The sequence below is a fragment of the Erwinia mallotivora genome (assembly GCF_000590885.1).
Taxonomy (GTDB): domain Bacteria; phylum Pseudomonadota; class Gammaproteobacteria; order Enterobacterales; family Enterobacteriaceae; genus Erwinia; species Erwinia mallotivora.
Window position 1 is genome coordinate 66132 of record NZ_JFHN01000063.1, and the last position, 17437, is coordinate 83568.

Sequence of the window (17437 nt, forward strand, 5' to 3'; positions counted from 1 at the left end):
TTCATTCGCGTCCTGCTTTATATCCGGCTAAGGCAATCCAGCGCCACCACCCTGAAGCTGTCAAAATCCACACTGTCCCGCAGCCGCGTCATTGCCCTTTCACGCATGAAAGTGACAAAAAGATCGTAGATCGCCATCGCTTCTTCATATTCGCTTTTACTGATAGCCAGCAGGAAAATCACACTGGCAGTTTCATCTCCCCAGCGGATACCCTGTGGTGCCAGTACGGTATAGACCACGGTTTTCTTCGCCAGCAGCCCCAATGAGTGTGGCAACGCAATACCCTCTCCCAGCATGGTACTGACAATCGCCTCGCGCTCCTCAACGGAAGGATAAAAATCACTGTCCACCACCCCTTCCGCCTCCAGCTGGTCGCAGAGCATCCGGAAAAGCGTGCTGCGGGCCATTGGGCGATCGACGATACAAAAGTGTCTGGCGTCAAAGAACTTTTCCAGCATTCCGGCACGGGTTCGATCCACCAGCACCTGTTTACCGATCTGCTCCAGCTGATAGCCGGTCGGAAACGGTGACATCACCACCACAGGTTTATTTTTCTCAGTCAGCCTCACGGTGGAGATGACAAAATCCTCCTCAATACTTTCCTGCCGCTCATACTCGCGCAGCGAAATAATATGACGGATGACAATCTGCGGATATTTGCGCATCAGCATGGTCTGGATCATACGAACGGTTGAGGTGCCGGTGTCGCACACCAGCAGGATCTGTGGATGGTGCTGATAGCTGACGTTGTAATGACGCTCCAGTCCGACACCGATATGCAGAACCAGGAAACCCATTTCATTCTCACTGATCGCATACGGAGTGTATTTACCCCAACTTGAAACGGCAGCCAGCGTCACATCCCAGGCCATCGGATAGTGCTGTTTAATATTCGCCAGCAGCGGATTGGGGATGTTTATCTGATAGCGCACGCGGGTAATCATCGTTTTAATATGCGTCAGCAAATCTGCCCGCAATTGCATGTCGCGCTGAAGATCGAAACGGTAATGGCTGTTGATGTAGCTGAGGATATAGTTCACCAGCGACTCGCCGTCATCCGGCCCTATTGCGCTGAGGGCGATCTCCTCAACCCTTCTTGCCGCGATATTGACCCGCAGCCAGGCTTCTTCCGCAGGTGAAATTACCTTGCCGGTTAGCGGTCGCATCAGATGAATAATCTGTCGGGCAGCGTCGTGCACATCCTGATCGACGTCATCGGCACTGAAATCAGACAGCGGATAGCCCTCGCTGATACGCCGCACCGCCACCGCACAGTAAATCCGCAGGTAAAGTTCACTGTCATCATTCAGACGAATATTGCAGCGGCTGAAGCACTGATTAAGCAGCGGGTGCAACCTCTCCAGCATCCCACTGTTCAGCGCTTCCAGCCGGAGTAGCGGATCGTCAGCATCCTCCTGAGCAATCTGGTACAACAGTTCGGTCAGACAGGTTCGCACTGCCACTTCACGGCCAAACAGTTTCATGCCGTAGCGCGGCCGGGTTTCAATCACCAGTTGATAACGCGCCAGCCTCTCACGTACCTCCGCCATATCACCCTGCAATGTCGCGCGACTGACAAACCACTCTTCCGCCAGATCTTCCAGCTTCAGCGAAAAAGCGGCGGTCAGGAAACGGATCAACAAATAATGCACGCGAGCGCCGGAGGTGCGCGGTATCCGCAAATGTGAAGGTGACTGCTGCTGCAACTGACCGTAGCGGGCAGCATCGGTAATGTTCATTTGATAACCTGCGCCACGACTGAGCACAAAGCAGACCCCGTGGTCAGCCAGCAGGGCATTCAGCGAGGTGATATCCGTGCGCACAGTGCGGGTCGATACCGCCAGACGCCGCGCCAGCTCGTCAGGAGGCAGCGTTTCGTTTTGCAGCAGACTAAACAGCTGGGAGAGGCGTTGATTTGGGAATCTCAAGGCTGTTCCTGTGGTGAAAAGGCAAGAAAAGGTGGTGCGACGTGGCGCTTATCCACCCGGAACAAGATTACGGCGTGAATACCAGCTGGGAAGGTGCGCCGACCGCCGTGTAATCACCACTGAACGACAGCACACCGCTGGCCGGGTCCACGCGAAAACGCGTGATGTTATCGCTGCGCTGATTGACCGCGTAGAGCGTCCTGCCATCGGCTGACAGGCTCAGCGTGCGTGTGTAGTCGCCCCGCGTCCAGACATCGTCTTTATGGCTCAGCGACCCGTCAGGCGCAATGGCAAAGTGCGCAATGCTGTTGTGCAGGCGATTAGCCACCCACAGATTCCTGCCAGCCTTATCCATCACCAGGCCAGCAGCGAAACTGGTGCCCTTATACCCTGCCGGTAAGGCTGAAACGGTCGCCCTCTCGCTCAGGGTGCCGGTATCGCTGTTTAACAGATAATGCGTCAGGGTCGAGGCTTCTTCATTAATCAGGTAGAGCAATTTACCGTCGGGATGAAAGACAAAATGACGAGGTCCGGCTCCGGCAGAAGAAGCGGCGATCCACGCAGGCTGGCTGGCCTGCAATTTGCCATTGTGGCTCAGGCGATACTGCCAGATACGATCCAGCCCGAGATCGGTTGAGAAAACAAATCTGCCGGAGGGATCGCTGGCGATCATGTGCGCATGAGGACCGTTATGATCGCTGATGGCAAAGCTGCCCTCAACCGCCGCCGCCGGTTTCGTCGCGCCAGCCGGTCCCTGATGCTGCCGGGCGTCACTGGCTTCAGAAAGTCGGCCATCCGCCTGCACCGGCAGAACCGCGATGCTGCCACTGTTGTAGTTGGCTACCAGCAAAAATTTACCGTCCGGCGTCAGCGACAGATACACCGGCCCCGCCCCCTGTGAGCTGACCTGATTGCGCATTTTCAGACTGCCGTCACGGGCTATGGCATAGGCCACCACCACACCTTTTTCGCTTTCACTGGCGACGTACAGGGTTTTGCCCTGTGCATCGATGGTCATCTGCGCCGGGCTGAGCTGCCTGCTGACCAGCGTTTTGTCACTCAGCGCCCCATCAGCCGGATTGACCTGAAAACGGTAAATGCCTTCTCCGTTCGGCGGATAGGTGCCCACCCAGGCATACTGTGCGCTTACCGCGCAGGACGTGGTCGCCATCAGAGCCAGAGACGCCGCGCAGATTACCGATCCATAACGCATAGTGTTCCTCTCAGTATCAGTGAAAGCCGCTGAGGTGACGCTGCCGGAGCCCCTGGGGATTGTCGCGGCAGCATACCTGCCTCATCCGGGCGGGTTGCATTCAGAAACCGTTGGTCGCAGCCAACAACATATGGAGCTCACCGGCGGGGTTTCAATCCAGCAGGCTTCTGGTCATTGCCAGTAATCTGCTGACATCGCTGGGCCGGGTATTGCCTGTCTCTTTATCGATTATCGAACTGTAGATATGCGGGATGATTTTACTGACCCCCGCGTCAAGGGCGATCTGCAAAATCTGCTGATAGTTAGCCAGATCAATACCGCCGGTTGGCTCCAGCCAGAAATCCTGCTCCGCGCAGGCTTTTGCCACAACGCTGAACTCATCAATCGCCCGCAGGCCGCCCATAGGGAAATATTTTACCGAGCTGCCGCCAAAGTCTTTCAGCATGGCGATGGCCGTTGCCACTGGCACAATGCCATCGGGCGCTTTGGCACTGCGTGGCCCGGTGGAGATTTTAACCATTCCCACCCTACCGGTGGGGGAGATCAGACCGTTAACCACCGTCTGGTCCTGTCCCAGCAGCGCCCGGCTGGTTGCCACACCGGTAAACACCTGGTTAACATGCTGCGGCTGTAGCTGCGCTGAAATGGCGCTGACCATCGCAGACTGGTTTGGATCGCCTGCTCCCAGCCCCACCGACAGTGCATTATCAATCAGCCGGGCATAATCACGCATATCCGTCACCGCGCTCGCCACATCGGGGTAGTTTTTCGACAGCACGCCCACCAGCACGTAGCCCTCTGCGGCCTGCCACACCTCGCGCGCGTTCTCTTTCGAACCGGCCAGCACGTTCAGACAGACGCGATCCCGGTAAAATTTGGGGGTCAGCGTCATGATGTTGTTGCTCCTGACTGCAGTGTACTGATGCAGCTGAACAGGGTATGCAGCTGTTCCGCCGATACGCTACGGACATCGACTTCCACCATCCCTTCGTTCGCCTTATAGCCACGAAAGTAAATGGCAATATCGCCGGTTTTCAGCGCCTGTACCACTTCAGAGGTGGCACGGCCAATGATCGCTTCATCAAAATGAATTTCCGTGCGGGCGATATCACGTCCGGCAGCATCCCAGACCACCCTGGCGCGGATACCGTGCAGGGTGTTCAGCTGGTTGATAAACGGCGTCATTTTTTCCACCATCTGCGCACCAGATACCCTCTCCTGCACCCTGTAATTTTCAATCGCCTGGGTCAGACCAAGAATGCTCTCCTTGCCGACCTTCATCGCCCGGCCAATGCCCATCGACTGACGTTTTACCCAGCTGACGTACTGCCGACGTCCGACGACCAGCCCGCTGGTTGGACCTTCAATTGCTTTAGCGCCGCTGTAAATCACCAGATCGGCTCCTGCCTGGTAATAGCACTGTAAATCCTCTTCCGCTGCCGCATCGACAATCAGCGGCACACCGTGTTGCCGCGCCACCCGCGCGGCGTCAGCCACGCTGAGATGGCTTTTTTGTACGCAGTGATGAGACTTGACGTAGAGGACAGCGGCGGTCTGCGGGCCCATCGCCGCACTGAGTTGCTCAGCCGAGCATTCGTTGGCATAACCGGCTTCCACCAGCCGTCCTCCCCCCATGGTCACCATAGTGCCAACCGGTGCGCCATAGTTAACGTTGTGACCTTTTGGCAACACGATGTCGTGTGGCACCGTCAGCGGTGCAGCGTGCAGATTCTCCAGCAGCCAGTCGTTATCCTGCACAATCACCGCGGCCACCGACTGGGCGATACCCGCAGAGGCGCAGGAGACCACCACCGCGTCCTCACACCCAAGCAGCCCCGCAATATAAGCCCCGGTTTTATCCACCAAATCTTTCATTTCAAAATAGTGATTAAGACCGTACTGCACGGTTTCAACCACGTCCGCCGCCGGGGTGGAGACACCAAGAATAGTCATGCGGCCGGAGGCATTGATCACCTGTTTCAGGCCATATTTTTCATAAATCGAAGACATGCTGTTTTTTCCCTTCATCGGTAATAAACCACCTGCCGCCCACCATCGCGGCCAGCGGTATCAGCTGTTGTTCACCCGCAACAGATTCGCCCTCAGAATCAATGAACAGGCAATTTTCCGCCTGCAAATCAAACAGGGTCAGATCGGCGTCACCACCCACCCTTAACCGCCCTTTTTGATGCAGCCGCAGCCCTTCTGCCGCATTGATCGTCACGCAATCAATGATTTGCGGCAGCGTCATCCCGACACTGAAAAATTTGGACATCACATGGGCAAGGCTGTGCACCGGGCCACTGAGGCGGTTACGGCAGTAAATGTCAGAACTGATGGTGTGCGGCAGAATACCCTGCGCGATAGCGGCCCGTGCCACCGCAAAGCTGAAGCTGGCGCTACCGTGACCAACGTCCAGACGCACACCGCGCTGTAAGGCCTGCGTAATCGAGGCACGCAAGGTGCCGGTTGGGGTGAGGATGCGGTTGGGCTTGCCGTGATAGCAGTGGGTGATGATATCGCCCTGACTAAGCAGATCAGCTATCTCATCCAGGTCCGGCGGGGTGTTGCCAATGTGTACCATCAGCGGCAGACCGCCGTTCTCCCGCTGGATCGCTTTGGCGCGAATCAGTGGCTTAATACCGTTATCACCTGTCACGCTGCTGCTCATGCGGGCTTTGAAACCCACAATAAACTCCGGCAGGCGTACCAGCGCATCGCGCACGGCAGCAGCGTCAATCTGGCGCATATCCGCCAGCTCGTTCTGGGTGACAATCCCGCTGCGGGCAATATTCAGCAGCGCATAAACCTGAGTACGGGCGCTGCGGGTGAGCTGATAAAATTGTTCCACCTCGTCAGCCCCGGTGCTGCCTGCATCCACCACCGTGGTCACGCCGCTTTCCACCCCAACACGGTCGGGCGAGTCATGGTAAAGCGGCGACTGCGGATAGCAGTGGACGTGAGAGTCAATCCAGCCCGCACTTAACCAGAACCGCCCCTGAAGATCGCACTGCTGCAATGCGCTGCCGTTCACCTCGCCCAGCGCGGCAATTTTACCCCTGAGGATGGCAATATCCGTCAGGCTGCCATCCGTCAGTCGCGCCCGCCGGATGATAAGATCAAACATGGCAAACTCCTGTATTCATCCATTGAGAATGGTTTATTCCGCGCCACACCGTCTTTAGCTCAAAGCGTGATCGGAAAAACGGCACCCAGCAGCATTGCGCCAAGAATGGCACCGCCGGTGATCGGTTTATCCCACAGATAGAACAGCAGCGCGCCGAGCAGCGCACCCAGACCAATCGGGATGGAGGCCGCCATGGCAGAGAGGATAATCAGCGGTCCCAGAAAGCGACCAGAGGCGTTGCCCGCGCCCATCATTACGTCTGCGCCGTAGGTCGAGTCACTGTTGTTAATGGTAAATTTCCGGGCCAGCACAATCAGATAGCCCGTTGCCATCCCCAGCAGCAGGCCGGTAAGCAGTGAGGCGGCAAAGTTGGCAACCGGATAGACAATTCCCGCGCCCAGCAGCATTGCCGGTACCCCCAGACCAATGCCGGTCTGAACCGCGCCACCAATATCCAGAATGCCCACCAGCGACCCTTCAATGATGCGGGCAAACAGGAAGCTGGCCCCAAAGGCCGCCACCGCCCCATAGACACCGGTTTCCATGCCGGAACGCAGCATCGAAACAAAAGCCACCTCGTTGAAAGCCCCCAGCCCATAGACGTAGTACATGTGCGTCCCGGCAAACACCCCGGCAGAGAGCAGTCCGACAAAAATCGGGAAAGACCAGTCGGCATACCAGAAACCGCGCGTTGACTCTTCCATTTACATCGCCCTCTTATTTCCCGCTCAGGGTGTTATGAATCATCTCCAGCCAGCCCGGGATCCCCAGCTGGAAGGACTGCAATACTTTCATATCAAAGCCGCGGAAAAATCCGCTGAGCACAAACAGCAGCACGATGGCCGACATCATTACCCCGGTAACTTTGTTCCAGCCGCTCTCTTCCACGCCTTTGCCAATCAGAATGCCCAGCACCAGGCCCGGCACCGCGTTGCCCATAATCAACTGCGCCAGCCCGCCAAACAGCGTGGCCCAGGCACCGGACTTTTTCCCGGCATCAATGGCCGCCAGCCAGAAGATCACCGGCATCACGGTGTTAACCAACAGGTTGGCGGCAGGCACCAGCACTTTAACCGCCGTCACCTGAAGCGCAGCTGGCACTGCGGAAGCGGTGGAGTTAAGGAAGGCAACCACGATCATGCCGATCAGCCCACAGGCCAGGGCCATCTTTTGGGGATTGTGCAGGGTTTCAGCGACGCGGCGATTTTTCACCATCAGCGCGGCGGCTCCCCAGTGGGGAATAATGCGGTGATCGACGTCCTGGGTGAAGGAACCGGCCGCCACCGAAGACGCCCAGGCATTGAAGAAGAACCCCAGACCAAACGAGAAGTGAGAAGCCGGATCGCCCTCGCAGGAGTTGAGCTCGCCCAGGGTACGAAATGCCCCCATCCCCTGGGTGGCGGGCGCATGAAACATACGGGCTGCACCTGCGCCCACGCCAACCCCCACCAGGCCACCGATGATCAGCGACTTTAAAAGAATAATTAAAAACATCAGTCTTTCCTTTCAGGCTTACGCCAACGTTTTTAAATCATGATTATTGCTGCCCTGGCGGGCAGATTTTTATTCCGTAATGAAGTCCACTTTATCCACCTCGATGACGCTGACGTTAACGGTAATCTCCAGCTCAATGCGGTAACGCCGTCGCTCCCGTGCCAGAAAAAAGAACAGAAACTTCTCCTGCCTGATGCTTTCCCGCGCCTGAACCACCTTTACATCCTGCGGTTCAATACGCAGCAGCACCTGGTCTGAGGATTTCAGCAGCGTCTGTTGTACCCGGCTCAGCGCATCAGCGAAGGCTTTGCGCCTGCTGTCGCCCGAACCGCTGACGTTCACCGTGGTGGTGAATTGCCTTTTCATTACTCAGCTACCGTGTTTCTTGTGCCACGCCTGAACCAGACGTTCACCCAGTTCCTCTTTGTCCATAAAACCAAAACCCAGCACCGTGGCACCTTCATTAATGGCCGTCACCCCTTCTTCAATGGCCCGCATCCCGTGCTTTGCTTTATAGCCATACTTGTTCTGCGCGGTGATCGCCCCTGCGCCGCCGCTGCCGCAAAACGAAATGCCAAAAGAAGCGTTTTCTGCTTTCATCACGTCGCCCAGCTTCATATCTGCCGCCACCCCCGGCACAACGACGGCTCTGCCCCCCGCACGCTCCACGCCTGCGGCAACTTTCTGACCTTTACCCAGGCGATCGCCAATCACGACAATGATTTGTGACATCTTTTGTTCCTTCCTTTTTCGTTCAACAGGATTTTTCGTTGGTTTTTGCCACTTCAAAATGGACTGACAGTAGCCAGGATTCCTCCACCGGCAGATTAGTGAACAGATCGACAACCTGCTGTGCCAGCGCCATTGATTCGGCAGAGATATCCTCAAACAGCTCAGCCTCCACTTCCGGCAGCGGCTCGCCGGTCAGCGAGCGCATGGCCATTGCCCGCACATGCGAAGCCAGCATCTGCTGCTGAATGTCGTTGGGATAAATCTCTCTGCTGGCGAATAATCCGGCAATCTGGCTCATTACCCGATCGGCGAGTGCCTGAATGGCCTGGTCAGCCGCTGCTGTCCCCTCCGACACCGTCCCTTCTTTCACTGGCTGCCCCTTATTTATCGTTCAGGCTCAGGCACGAAACCGAGTTTATTGCTGATAAAAATAAGTTAACGCCAGGCCGTGGCCGTGTGGAGCGCCACTTTTTCCACTTCAAAGCGGAAATAGCGCCGTAGCGGACGATCTCCGCCACAAAAACGGCGTCTCGTGCATGAAAAGGGCATAAGTCACAGGAAAATCATATCAACCCGGCTGATGATGCAAATTCAATGCATCAGCGGCACCGATCACCTGCGGAAACAGGCTCGATGTCGGTCAGAGATAGGAAAAACTTATTGAGTGTGGCAGGACGCGCGAAAAACTCTTTCGTCTCTGACAGCGGGAAATATCGGCGGGCCGCGCGGTCAGAAAATACGGGCTCAGCTGAGCCCGTGACCATTAACGAAACTTTTTATGTCCTTCTTTACGGGTATCGTCGAATTTCTTCGCTTCTTCCTTCGCACCCGTCAGATTACCGGCCTCCGCCAGCTTCATACTGACATCAATCTGCGCAATCAGTTTGTCCATCTGCGCGCGGTATGCTTTCATTTCCGCACCGTCCGCTGGCTGGCCTTGCAGTTTGTCCGGCGTCTGGGTTTTGGCATCTTCCGCCGCTTTGCGCATATCGCCCAGCGCCTTTTTAAACTCCGTCGCATCGTCCGTTTTCATTACGGTGCGATAGGCCCCTTTCAGCATCCCCATATCATCTTCCAGACCGGCCAGCGCGGAGACACTCGAGCACAGCAGGCACGCCGCTAATACGGCTGATAACGTTTTACGCATTGCTCACTTCCTTTATTTTTATTAAGAAAAATACAACAAAAAAGGGTGACCTGAAGTCCCCCTGATAATACTACGCGAGTATGAAGAAATTACTGTCCGGCGATTCTCATTTCCGGCAGAAGAACAGAGCCGCACTGAATATTGCTGCGGGTTTCAATATCATCACCGACGGTGACAATGTCGCGCCACATCTGTTGCAGATTGCCTGCAATGGTGATTTCACTGACCGGATACTGGATCTCGCCGTTTTCCACCCAAAAACCGGCTGCGCCACGGGAGTAGTCGCCGGTAATCCCGCTGACGCCCTGACCCATCAGTTCGGTGACCACCAGGCCGGTGCCCATTTTCTTCAGCAGTTGCGTAAAACTGTCGCCCTGTCCGGCAATCCGCCAGTTATGGATGCCGCCCGCATGACCGGTACTTTGTAAGCCCAGCTTGCGGGCTGAATAGCAGCTTAACAACCAGCTTTGCAGCACGCCGTTTTTAATGATGTCTCGCTGTTGGGTGCGAATCCCTTCACTGTCGAAGGGAGTAGAAGCCAGCCCTTTCAGCAGATGCGGCTGTTCCTGAATGGTCAGCCACGCCGGTAAAATCTGTTTACCCAGTGAATCCAGCAGGAAGGTGGACTTACGATACACACTCCCGCCGCTGATCGCCCCAACCAGGTGGCCGAACAGGCCTGTGGCGACTTCGGCTGCAAAGATAACCGGCGCTTTCATGGTGGCAAGTTTACGCGGCGACAGGCGGGACAAGACCCGGCGGGCAGATTCTTCACCAACCCATTCTGGTGACGCCAGATCATTCAGGGCGCGGCCAATGGTGTAAGCGTAATCGCGCTCCATATCACCACTCGCTTCTGCAATCACACTGCTGGAAAGGGAATGACGGCTGGAGCAGTAGCCCTGGAGCATACCGTGGCTGTTGCCAAAGACTTTAATGCCGACATGGCTGTTAAAACTGCCGCCCTCGGTGTTGGTGATGCGCGGATCCGCTTTCAGCGCGGCCTGTTCGGCGCGGGCCGCCAGTTCGATCGCCTGCTCCGGCTCAAGATCGGCAGGATGAAAAAGATCCAGATCCGGCGCATCAAATGCCAGCAGTTCCCGATCGGCAACCCCGGCATAAGGATCGGGCGAGGTGTAACGAGCAATATCCACGGCTGCCTGGACGGTTCGTTTGATCGCCTCCGGGCTGAGATCGGTAGACGAGGCGCTCCCTTTACGATTCTGGTGATAAACGGTGATACCCAGTGCGCCATCGCTGTTGAATTCGACGTTTTCCACTTCACCATATCGGGTACTGACGCTGATACCGGTCGTTCTGGTTACGGCGACTTCCGCCCCGTCGGTACTGACTTTGGCCAGTTCGAGTGCCTGAGCTACCGCCTGTTCCAGGGTTTTACGCTGTTCTGCAACTTGGGAGAGTAATTTCATCGACCTACCATATAATTAACAGAGGGTTTCTCTGGCCTGCATAAATATGCCAGATTCCCCGGCTCTTTAGTGATTGAGGTTTATTTGAGTCTAACAGAGTCAGAGAACAATTTCGCAGTAGCCGCCGTTTCCTGATAGCATTAGCCTCTTTTTTAGGGAGCCTTCCATGACTAAACAGCCCGATGACTGGCTCGATGATGTACCAGATAACGAAGAAGAAGAAGACGATGAGATTATCTGGGTCAGTAAAAGTGAAATTAAACGCGACGCCGAGGAACTGAAACGCCTCGGCGCTGAACTGGTGGATCTCAGTAAAAACGCCCTGGATAAGATTCCCCTGGACGATGAACTGCGCGATGCCATTGAGCTGGCGCAAAAGATCAAAAAAGAGGCACGTCGTCGTCAGTTACAGCTGATCGGCAAATTGCTCCGCTCACGCGAAGAAGATCCGATTCGTCAGGCGCTGGACAAGCTGAAAAATCGCCACAACCAGCAGGTTGCGCTGTTCCATAAGCTGGAGATGCTGCGCGATCGCCTGGTAGCCGAAGGCGACGACGCGATGAGCGAGGTGCTGAACCTCTATCCGGATGCCGACCGCCAGCAGTTGCGCCAGATGATCCGCAACGCCCAGAAAGAAAAAGCGGCCAGCAAACCGTCAAAAGCTTACCGGCAGATCTTCCAGTATCTGCGCGAACTGGCAGAAGCCTGATCAACAAGGGACGCTTTGTTGCGTCCCACCGTTTTATTGCGGTAATGCCACACCGCGCCTCTTTATTTCGCCAGCCTGTCCAGCAGTTTCTGATGAATGCCGCCAAAGCCACCGTTGCTCATCACCAGAATGGTGTCGCCAGGCTGAACCGCTTTGGCGACCATTTCAACCAGTGCATCCACATCGGCGCTCCAGTGGGCAGGCTGCACACAGGCATCGGCCACTTCTGAAACCTGCCAGGGAATATGGTGCGGCTGAAACAGAAACACCTGGTCAGCACGGGCCAGCGCAGGCGCAAGATCGTCCTTACTGATCCCCATTTTCATGGTATTGGAGCGGGGTTCCAGTACCGCCAGAATACGTGCAGTGCCGCCGACTTTGCTGCGCAGCGCGGTCAGGGTCGCCAGGATGGCCGTGGGATGATGGGCAAAATCATCGTAAACCTTGATGCTGTTGACTTCGCCACGCAGTTCCAGACGACGACGGGCGTTAATAAAGTCGTTAAGCGCCTTTCCGGCATCCTCTGGTTTGACACCAACGTGACGGGCAGCCGCAATCGCCATCAGACCATTGTGCATATTATGTTCGCCCACCAGCGCCCAGTTAACCTCTGCCACTTTTTCGCCATCCAGCCAGACCTGCCAGTGCGAGGCATCCTGGGTCAGCTTCTTCGCCTGCCAGCGCCCTTCTTCACCCACACTCTCCTGTTCGCTCCAGCAGCCCATCGCCAGCACCTGTTTCAGGTTGGCGTCATGCTCCGGCACCAGCAATCGGCCGCTGCCCGGCACGATACGCACCAGGTGATGAAACTGCCGTTGGATAGCCCGCAGATCGTCAAAAATATCGGCGTGGTCAAATTCCAGATTGTTAAGAATTAATGTGCGCGGGCAGTAATGGACAAATTTAGAACGCTTGTCAAAAAAAGCGCTGTCGTACTCATCGGCTTCAATAACGAAGAAGGGGCTGTTGCCTGGCGTGGCCGAAACCGAGAAATTCCCGGGTACACCACCGATGATAAAGCCGGGTTCCAGACCACAGGCCTGAAGGATCCACGCCACCATTCCCGCCGTGGTGGTTTTACCGTGGGTGCCCGCTACCGCCACAACCCAACGATCTTTCAGCACAAAATCATGCAGCCACTGTGGCCCGGAAAGGTAAGGAATATTGCGCTCAAGCACCGCCTCAACACAGGGATTACCCCGGCTCATCGCATTGCCGATGATCACCAGGTCAGGGGCCGGATCCAGCTGCGATGCATCATAACCCTGGATTAAATCAATGCCCTGTTGCTCTAAAAGCGTGCTCATTGGCGGATAGACGTTAGCATCAGCACCGGTTACCTCATGCCCTAACGCACGGGCCAGCATTGCCAGCCCGCCCATGAAAGTACCGCAGATACCGAGGATATGAATACGCATAAAAAGTCCGTTAACTGGAAAGTTCGGGGCACAGTGTACCGTCACCATCGAGAGGAAGAAACGGATTTGCCCTATGTTCTTCAGCATCCATTCGGCTAAACTGCTTGAGCATACACGGGCAGTTTATTAATCGAACTGCTGTTCAACCGCAGATTCAGGGATTGTGTTATGAAAACGTTAGGCGAATTCATCGTCGAGAAGCAACACGACTTTCCTCACGCCACAGGTGAACTGACGGCACTGATTTCCGCCATCAAGCTGGGCGCGAAGATTATCCATCGCGACATTAACAAGGCAGGACTGGTGGATATTCTGGGGGCCAGCGGCGCTGAGAATATTCAGGGCGAACAGCAGATGAAACTCGATCTGTTTGCTAATGAAAAACTGAAGGCCGCGCTGAAAGCCCGTGGCATTGTGGCCGGTATTGCCTCGGAAGAAGAAGATGAAATTGTCATCTTTGAAGGCGTTGAAAACGGTAAATACGTGGTGCTGATGGACCCGCTGGATGGTTCTTCCAACATTGACGTTAACGTGTCGGTTGGCACTATTTTCTCTATTTATCGCCGTATCACCCCACCAGGTACGCCGGTAACTGAAGAAGATTTCCTGCAACCCGGCAGTCAGCAGGTCGCGGCGGGCTATGTGGTTTACGGTTCATCGACCATGCTGGTTTATACCACCGGCTGCGGCGTCCACGCCTTCACCTACGATCCCTCTCTTGGCGTATTCTGCCTCAGCGCCGAGAAGATGGCGTTTCCTGAAAAGGGTTACACCTATTCCATTAACGAAGGAAACTACATCCGCTTCCCACAGGGCGTGAAAAAGTATCTGAAATTCTGCCAGGAAGAAGATACCTCTTCCCACCGGCCTTACACGTCCCGTTATATCGGTTCGCTGGTTGCTGATTTCCATCGTAATCTGCTGAAAGGCGGCATTTATCTCTACCCCAGCACCGCCAGCCACCCTAAAGGTAAGCTGCGTCTGCTGTATGAGTGCAACCCGATGGCATTTCTGGCGGAACAGGCAGGCGGCAAAGCCAGCGATGGCGCAAGACGTATTCTGGACCTCGTGCCGGAAACGCTGCATCAGCGTTCACCGTTCTTTGTTGGCAATACGGAAATGGTGGACGACCAGGAGCGCTTCCTGCGCGAATTCCCGGACGCCTGACAGGACTGCCGACACCATCAAAGACGTCGGCAGGCATCATCCGGGGCCGGGTTTACGCTGTCAGTCAGTACACGGGCGATCGCTGGATCGCCTTTTTTTATGCCAGACTGATTTTGAACACTGCCATTGACTGAACCAGCTGCTGCGACTGTTCCTCCAGTGACTGGGTCGCCGCTGCCGCCTGTTCAACCAGCGCAGCATTCTGCTGCGCCACTTCGTCCATCTGGGTAACAGCAAGATTTACCTGCTCAATGCCCTTGCTTTGCTCCTGCGAAGCACTGGAAATCTCTTTCATCAGCGTTGTCACCCGCGTCACTTCACTGGCGATTTCATCCATGGTTTCTCCGGCTTTGGTCGCCATCTGCGATCCTTCCGTCACACGCACCTCTGATTCACCGATCAATTCGCGAATCTCTTTTGCCGCCGTTGCACTTCGCTGTGCCAGATTACGGACTTCGCTTGCCACCACCGCAAAGCCCCGGCCCTGCTCGCCAGCGCGGGCGGCTTCAACGGAAGCATTCAGCGCCAGAATGTTGGTCTGGAAGGCAATGCCGTCTATCACTCCGAGAATGTCGCCGATACGTCGCGAGCTGCGGGTGATTTCCTGCATTTTTTCCATTACGTAACTGACCACTTCGCTGCCCCGATCGGCACTCTCCGAGACGGATTGCGCCAGCTGATGCGCCTGGCTGGCGTTATCCGCATTAAGTTTAACGGTAGCGGTGAGCTGTTCCATACTGGCTGCGGTCTGCTCCAGCGAAGCGGCCGACTCTTCCGTGCGCTGCGAGAGGTTAAGGTTACCGGAAGAGAGTTCGCGACTGCCGGTATCAATTTGCAAACTGGCATCACGAACCCGGCTGACTGACTGTTGCAGGGATGTCTGCATTTCAGCCAGTGCATGATTGAGGCGGCCCAGCTCATTGTTGCCACTTTCGGGCAGCGTCTGGGTTAAATCACCCGCAGCCACAAACTCCAGATGTTCAATCGCTGAATCCAGCGGCTTGAGCAGGATAACTTTCAGCAGAACCCAGGAAACACACAGCAGGATTATCGTCAGAATACCGCAGCAGACAATCAGCCAGGTCAGGATTTGCTGATTTCTGTCAGCTTCTTCCAGCCGGGCGGTGGTGACCTGATCGGCAAACAGCTTGAATTCATTGACCGCTTTGGATAACGCAATTTTCAGCGGTGCGAGATTTCCCTCCAGTAAGGCGTAATAGCCGTCCGGATTCTGTTTTTGCACCGCGACCATCATCGGGTTGATGCCCTCCGCCATATATTTGTTGTAGGCAGCAACAATGGCATCGGCCAGCATTTTACCGTGCGCGGTGACAGTGCCCGCATCAACAAATTTTTTCAGCTCCGCCTGAGAAGCCGCAATGTAAGTGCCAGCCTGTCCGGCGACAGCAGTAGCTTCATCGGGCAGGCCGATTTCCATTTTACGTACCGACAGGGCCGATGCCGCACGGGCGTAAAGCAAATTGTTATTCGCCAGAAACAGGCTGTTCAGTTCAACGCCCTGAATGCGGTTAACCACATCCAGTGAACGGTTGCCTTTGTTGATGGCAATAATGCCCATCACACTGACCACCAACAGCATCAGCGTCATCGACGCTAATAAAACTAACAGACCGGTTCGTACTGAGACTTTTTTAAGCATGATCTGACACCCCAAGGAATCCCGTAACCCATAATTTCCAAAAGAGAAAGAATTATCGGCAGAAGCGACCGGAACATTTAGCGTCATTAATGAGAATTGTCTGCCGAAGGTCGGTCAGAAGCTGAAGGAAGCGGTGTTTTATAGCAGGAAATGACTACAAATGCAGAACATTCTCCATACTGAGATTCACAATGATAGTTAATATCACTTGCTTAGTCTGTCAGTACATTAATTCTTAACAGTGAGTAATAATACAAATTACTGGAATTTTTTGGTTACATACTACCCTAATGAGCAAATCGCGACCGTGAGCGGGGTCCGTTTTTTCACTTAAGGGCGGCAGTCAGGGATACAGAATACCCGGGGGATCTGGAGCATTCCGAAACGCCAAAAAGGGGGGATACTTTCATAATCAGTCAGCTATAATAAGTGCCACTCGATCGAAGACTGATATGTAAGGAATTGACCATGAGTTTGAACCAGGTTCCAGCGGGTAAAGATCTGCCAGAAGATATCTACGTTGTCATTGAAATCCCGGCTAATGCTTCGCCAATCAAATATGAAGTGGATAAAGAGTCTGGTGCTCTGTTCGTTGACCGCTTTATGGCTACCGCAATGTTCTATCCGTGCAACTACGGTTATATCAACCACACTCTGTCACTGGATGGTGACCCGGTTGACGTGCTGGTCCCCACGCCGTATCCGTTACAGCCAGGTTCGGTGATCCGTTGCCGTCCGGTTGGCGTACTGAAAATGACCGACGAGTCCGGCGAAGATGCCAAGCTGGTGGCGGTTCCACACAGCAAGCTGTCTAAAGAGTACGATCACATTAAAGATGTGAACGACCTGCCAGAACTGCTGCGCGGACAGATCACGCACTTTTTCGAGCAGTATAAAGCGCTGGAAAAAGGCAAATGGGTGAAAGTGGAAGGCTGGGATAACGCTGAAGCCGCGAAAGCCGAAATCGTCAGCTCTTTTGAGCGCGCTGCGAAGAAATAATTGCTTTACCCTGTATAACAGAAACACCGCTCACTGAGCGGTGTTTTTTTTGCTTAACTCGTCAGGTTATTGCGCATCACGCATCAACCAGTCGCCACTTTCAATACGCTGCTTTCCTGTGACCGAACGCTGATACACATACAGCCACGCACTTCCGAATGGGGTTTGTAGCAGCTCACGCTTGTACTCCCCCCCTTTGGTGCGCAGCGCGTCCAGTTCGCCCAGCGTGGATGCATCAATCCGGTAAACTTCACAGTAAACCTGACCGTTTCCTGCCACCACGCCGGGATAATGCCCCAGACTGTACAGCTCATAGCCGTCGATCTGATGATCGCCGAGCCACTGACCGTTGGTCATCCAGTGGCTGTTGCCTTGCTTACGCCTCAGGCTACCGTAGACAATTATTCGCATTG

18 protein-coding genes are annotated in these 17437 nt (G+C 55.0%); 3 read left to right on the plus strand and 15 right to left on the minus strand.

The genetic code is table 11. The features are described from left to right. Positions 1-17: 17 nt before the first annotated feature. The 12 genes from BG55_RS16605 to pmbA form a co-directional block, all read right to left on the minus strand. Positions 18-1928, minus strand: a complete 1911-nt coding sequence (locus BG55_RS16605; RefSeq protein ID WP_034939821.1) for a BglG family transcription antiterminator — start codon at positions 1926-1928, stop codon at positions 18-20. 67 nt (positions 1929-1995) lie between these two features. Further along, the gene (locus BG55_RS16610; RefSeq protein ID WP_034939823.1) at positions 1996-3141 is read right to left on the minus strand and encodes a lactonase family protein; all 1146 of its coding nucleotides are present in this window, start codon (positions 3139-3141) and stop codon (positions 1996-1998) included. Positions 3142-3292: 151 nt separating this feature from the next. Further along, positions 3293-4033, minus strand: a complete 741-nt coding sequence (gene dagF, locus BG55_RS16615; RefSeq protein ID WP_034939824.1) for a 2-dehydro-3-deoxy-phosphogluconate aldolase — start codon at positions 4031-4033, stop codon at positions 3293-3295. Then, a complete protein-coding gene (locus tag BG55_RS16620) occupies positions 4030-5151 on the minus strand; it encodes a DgaE family pyridoxal phosphate-dependent ammonia lyase (RefSeq protein ID WP_034939827.1) in 1122 nt (373 codons plus the stop codon). Before BG55_RS16620 ends, dagF begins: the two co-directional genes overlap by 4 nt. Then, positions 5135-6268 (minus strand): amidohydrolase/deacetylase family metallohydrolase, encoded by a 1134-nt coding sequence (locus BG55_RS16625; RefSeq protein ID WP_034939828.1) that lies wholly within the window; start codon positions 6266-6268, stop codon positions 5135-5137. The genes BG55_RS16620 and BG55_RS16625 overlap by 17 nt, the downstream gene beginning before the upstream one ends. Before the next feature lie 59 nt (positions 6269-6327). Then, positions 6328-6972, minus strand: coding sequence for a DUF4310 family protein (locus tag BG55_RS16630; RefSeq protein ID WP_034939830.1), 645 nt, complete (start codon positions 6970-6972; stop codon positions 6328-6330). A 13-nt stretch (positions 6973-6985) separates the two neighbouring features. Then, positions 6986-7762, minus strand: a complete 777-nt coding sequence (locus tag BG55_RS16635; RefSeq protein WP_034939831.1) for a DUF4311 domain-containing protein — start codon at positions 7760-7762, stop codon at positions 6986-6988. A 69-nt stretch (positions 7763-7831) separates the two neighbouring features. Continuing rightward, complete coding sequence (locus tag BG55_RS16640; protein WP_034939833.1) at positions 7832-8128, minus strand: DUF4312 family protein; 297 nt, start codon at positions 8126-8128, stop codon at positions 7832-7834. Between the two features lie 3 nt (positions 8129-8131). Further along, positions 8132-8494 (minus strand): SFCGS family glycine-rich protein, encoded by a 363-nt coding sequence (locus BG55_RS16645; RefSeq protein ID WP_034939835.1) that lies wholly within the window; start codon positions 8492-8494, stop codon positions 8132-8134. A gap of 22 nt (positions 8495-8516) precedes the next feature. Then, positions 8517-8864, minus strand: a complete 348-nt coding sequence (locus tag BG55_RS16650) for a glycine dehydrogenase (protein WP_084276340.1) — start codon at positions 8862-8864, stop codon at positions 8517-8519. A 393-nt stretch (positions 8865-9257) separates the two neighbouring features. Beyond that, positions 9258-9641, minus strand: coding sequence for a cytochrome b562 (gene cybC / locus BG55_RS16655; protein ID WP_034939837.1), 384 nt, complete (start codon positions 9639-9641; stop codon positions 9258-9260). A gap of 89 nt (positions 9642-9730) precedes the next feature. After that, complete coding sequence (gene pmbA / locus BG55_RS16660) at positions 9731-11071, minus strand: metalloprotease PmbA (RefSeq protein WP_034939840.1); 1341 nt, start codon at positions 11069-11071, stop codon at positions 9731-9733. A 166-nt stretch (positions 11072-11237) separates the two neighbouring features. Between pmbA and yjgA the strand changes: the two genes are divergently transcribed. Then, positions 11238-11780: a ribosome biogenesis factor YjgA gene (yjgA, locus tag BG55_RS16665; protein WP_034939842.1), complete on the plus strand. Its 543-nt coding sequence runs from the start codon at positions 11238-11240 to the stop codon at positions 11778-11780. A 62-nt stretch (positions 11781-11842) separates the two neighbouring features. On the opposite strand, the gene mpl is transcribed toward yjgA, so the two are convergent. After that, a complete protein-coding gene (gene mpl, locus BG55_RS16670) occupies positions 11843-13198 on the minus strand; it encodes a UDP-N-acetylmuramate:L-alanyl-gamma-D-glutamyl-meso-diaminopimelate ligase (RefSeq protein WP_034939844.1) in 1356 nt (451 codons plus the stop codon). Positions 13199-13366: 168 nt separating this feature from the next. Between mpl and fbp the strand changes: the two genes are divergently transcribed. Continuing rightward, positions 13367-14365, plus strand: coding sequence for a class 1 fructose-bisphosphatase (gene fbp, locus BG55_RS16675; RefSeq protein ID WP_034939845.1), 999 nt, complete (start codon positions 13367-13369; stop codon positions 14363-14365). Between the two features lie 97 nt (positions 14366-14462). On the opposite strand, the gene BG55_RS16680 is transcribed toward fbp, so the two are convergent. Continuing rightward, positions 14463-16025, minus strand: a complete 1563-nt coding sequence (locus tag BG55_RS16680; RefSeq protein WP_034940030.1) for a methyl-accepting chemotaxis protein — start codon at positions 16023-16025, stop codon at positions 14463-14465. Positions 16026-16493: 468 nt separating this feature from the next. On the opposite strand from BG55_RS16680, the gene ppa reads away from it, so the two are divergent. Further along, a complete protein-coding gene (ppa, locus tag BG55_RS16685; protein ID WP_034939848.1) occupies positions 16494-17024 on the plus strand; it encodes an inorganic diphosphatase in 531 nt (176 codons plus the stop codon). A gap of 66 nt (positions 17025-17090) precedes the next feature. Here the strand turns inward: ppa and BG55_RS16690 are convergent, their stop codons facing one another. Further along, positions 17091-17435 carry a gamma-glutamylcyclotransferase family protein gene (locus BG55_RS16690; RefSeq protein WP_034939851.1) on the minus strand — a complete coding sequence of 115 codons (345 nt, stop codon included), beginning with the start codon at positions 17433-17435 and terminating at the stop codon, positions 17091-17093. Between the last annotated feature and the right edge of the window lie 2 nt (positions 17436-17437).

Coding starts and splice junctions, on each gene's coding strand:
- BG55_RS16635 (WP_034939831.1), bottom strand. CDS start 7,762: ATGTTTTTAATTATTCTTTTAAAGTCGCTGATCATCGGTGGCCTGGTG.
- fbp (WP_034939845.1), top strand. CDS start 13,367: ATGAAAACGTTAGGCGAATTCATCGTCGAGAAGCAACACGACTTTCCT.
- yjgA (WP_034939842.1), top strand. CDS start 11,238: ATGACTAAACAGCCCGATGACTGGCTCGATGATGTACCAGATAACGAA.
- BG55_RS16690 (WP_034939851.1), bottom strand. CDS start 17,435: ATGCGAATAATTGTCTACGGTAGCCTGAGGCGTAAGCAAGGCAACAGC.
- ppa (WP_034939848.1), top strand. CDS start 16,494: ATGAGTTTGAACCAGGTTCCAGCGGGTAAAGATCTGCCAGAAGATATC.
- mpl (WP_034939844.1), bottom strand. CDS start 13,198: ATGCGTATTCATATCCTCGGTATCTGCGGTACTTTCATGGGCGGGCTG.
- cybC (WP_034939837.1), bottom strand. CDS start 9,641: ATGCGTAAAACGTTATCAGCCGTATTAGCGGCGTGCCTGCTGTGCTCG.
- BG55_RS16610 (WP_034939823.1), bottom strand. CDS start 3,141: ATGCGTTATGGATCGGTAATCTGCGCGGCGTCTCTGGCTCTGATGGCG.
- BG55_RS16645 (WP_034939835.1), bottom strand. CDS start 8,494: ATGTCACAAATCATTGTCGTGATTGGCGATCGCCTGGGTAAAGGTCAG.
- BG55_RS16680 (WP_034940030.1), bottom strand. CDS start 16,025: ATGCTTAAAAAAGTCTCAGTACGAACCGGTCTGTTAGTTTTATTAGCG.
- dagF (WP_034939824.1), bottom strand. CDS start 4,033: ATGACGCTGACCCCCAAATTTTACCGGGATCGCGTCTGTCTGAACGTG.
- BG55_RS16620 (WP_034939827.1), bottom strand. CDS start 5,151: ATGTCTTCGATTTATGAAAAATATGGCCTGAAACAGGTGATCAATGCC.
- BG55_RS16625 (WP_034939828.1), bottom strand. CDS start 6,268: ATGTTTGATCTTATCATCCGGCGGGCGCGACTGACGGATGGCAGCCTG.
- BG55_RS16630 (WP_034939830.1), bottom strand. CDS start 6,972: ATGGAAGAGTCAACGCGCGGTTTCTGGTATGCCGACTGGTCTTTCCCG.
- BG55_RS16640 (WP_034939833.1), bottom strand. CDS start 8,128: ATGAAAAGGCAATTCACCACCACGGTGAACGTCAGCGGTTCGGGCGAC.
- pmbA (WP_034939840.1), bottom strand. CDS start 11,071: ATGAAATTACTCTCCCAAGTTGCAGAACAGCGTAAAACCCTGGAACAG.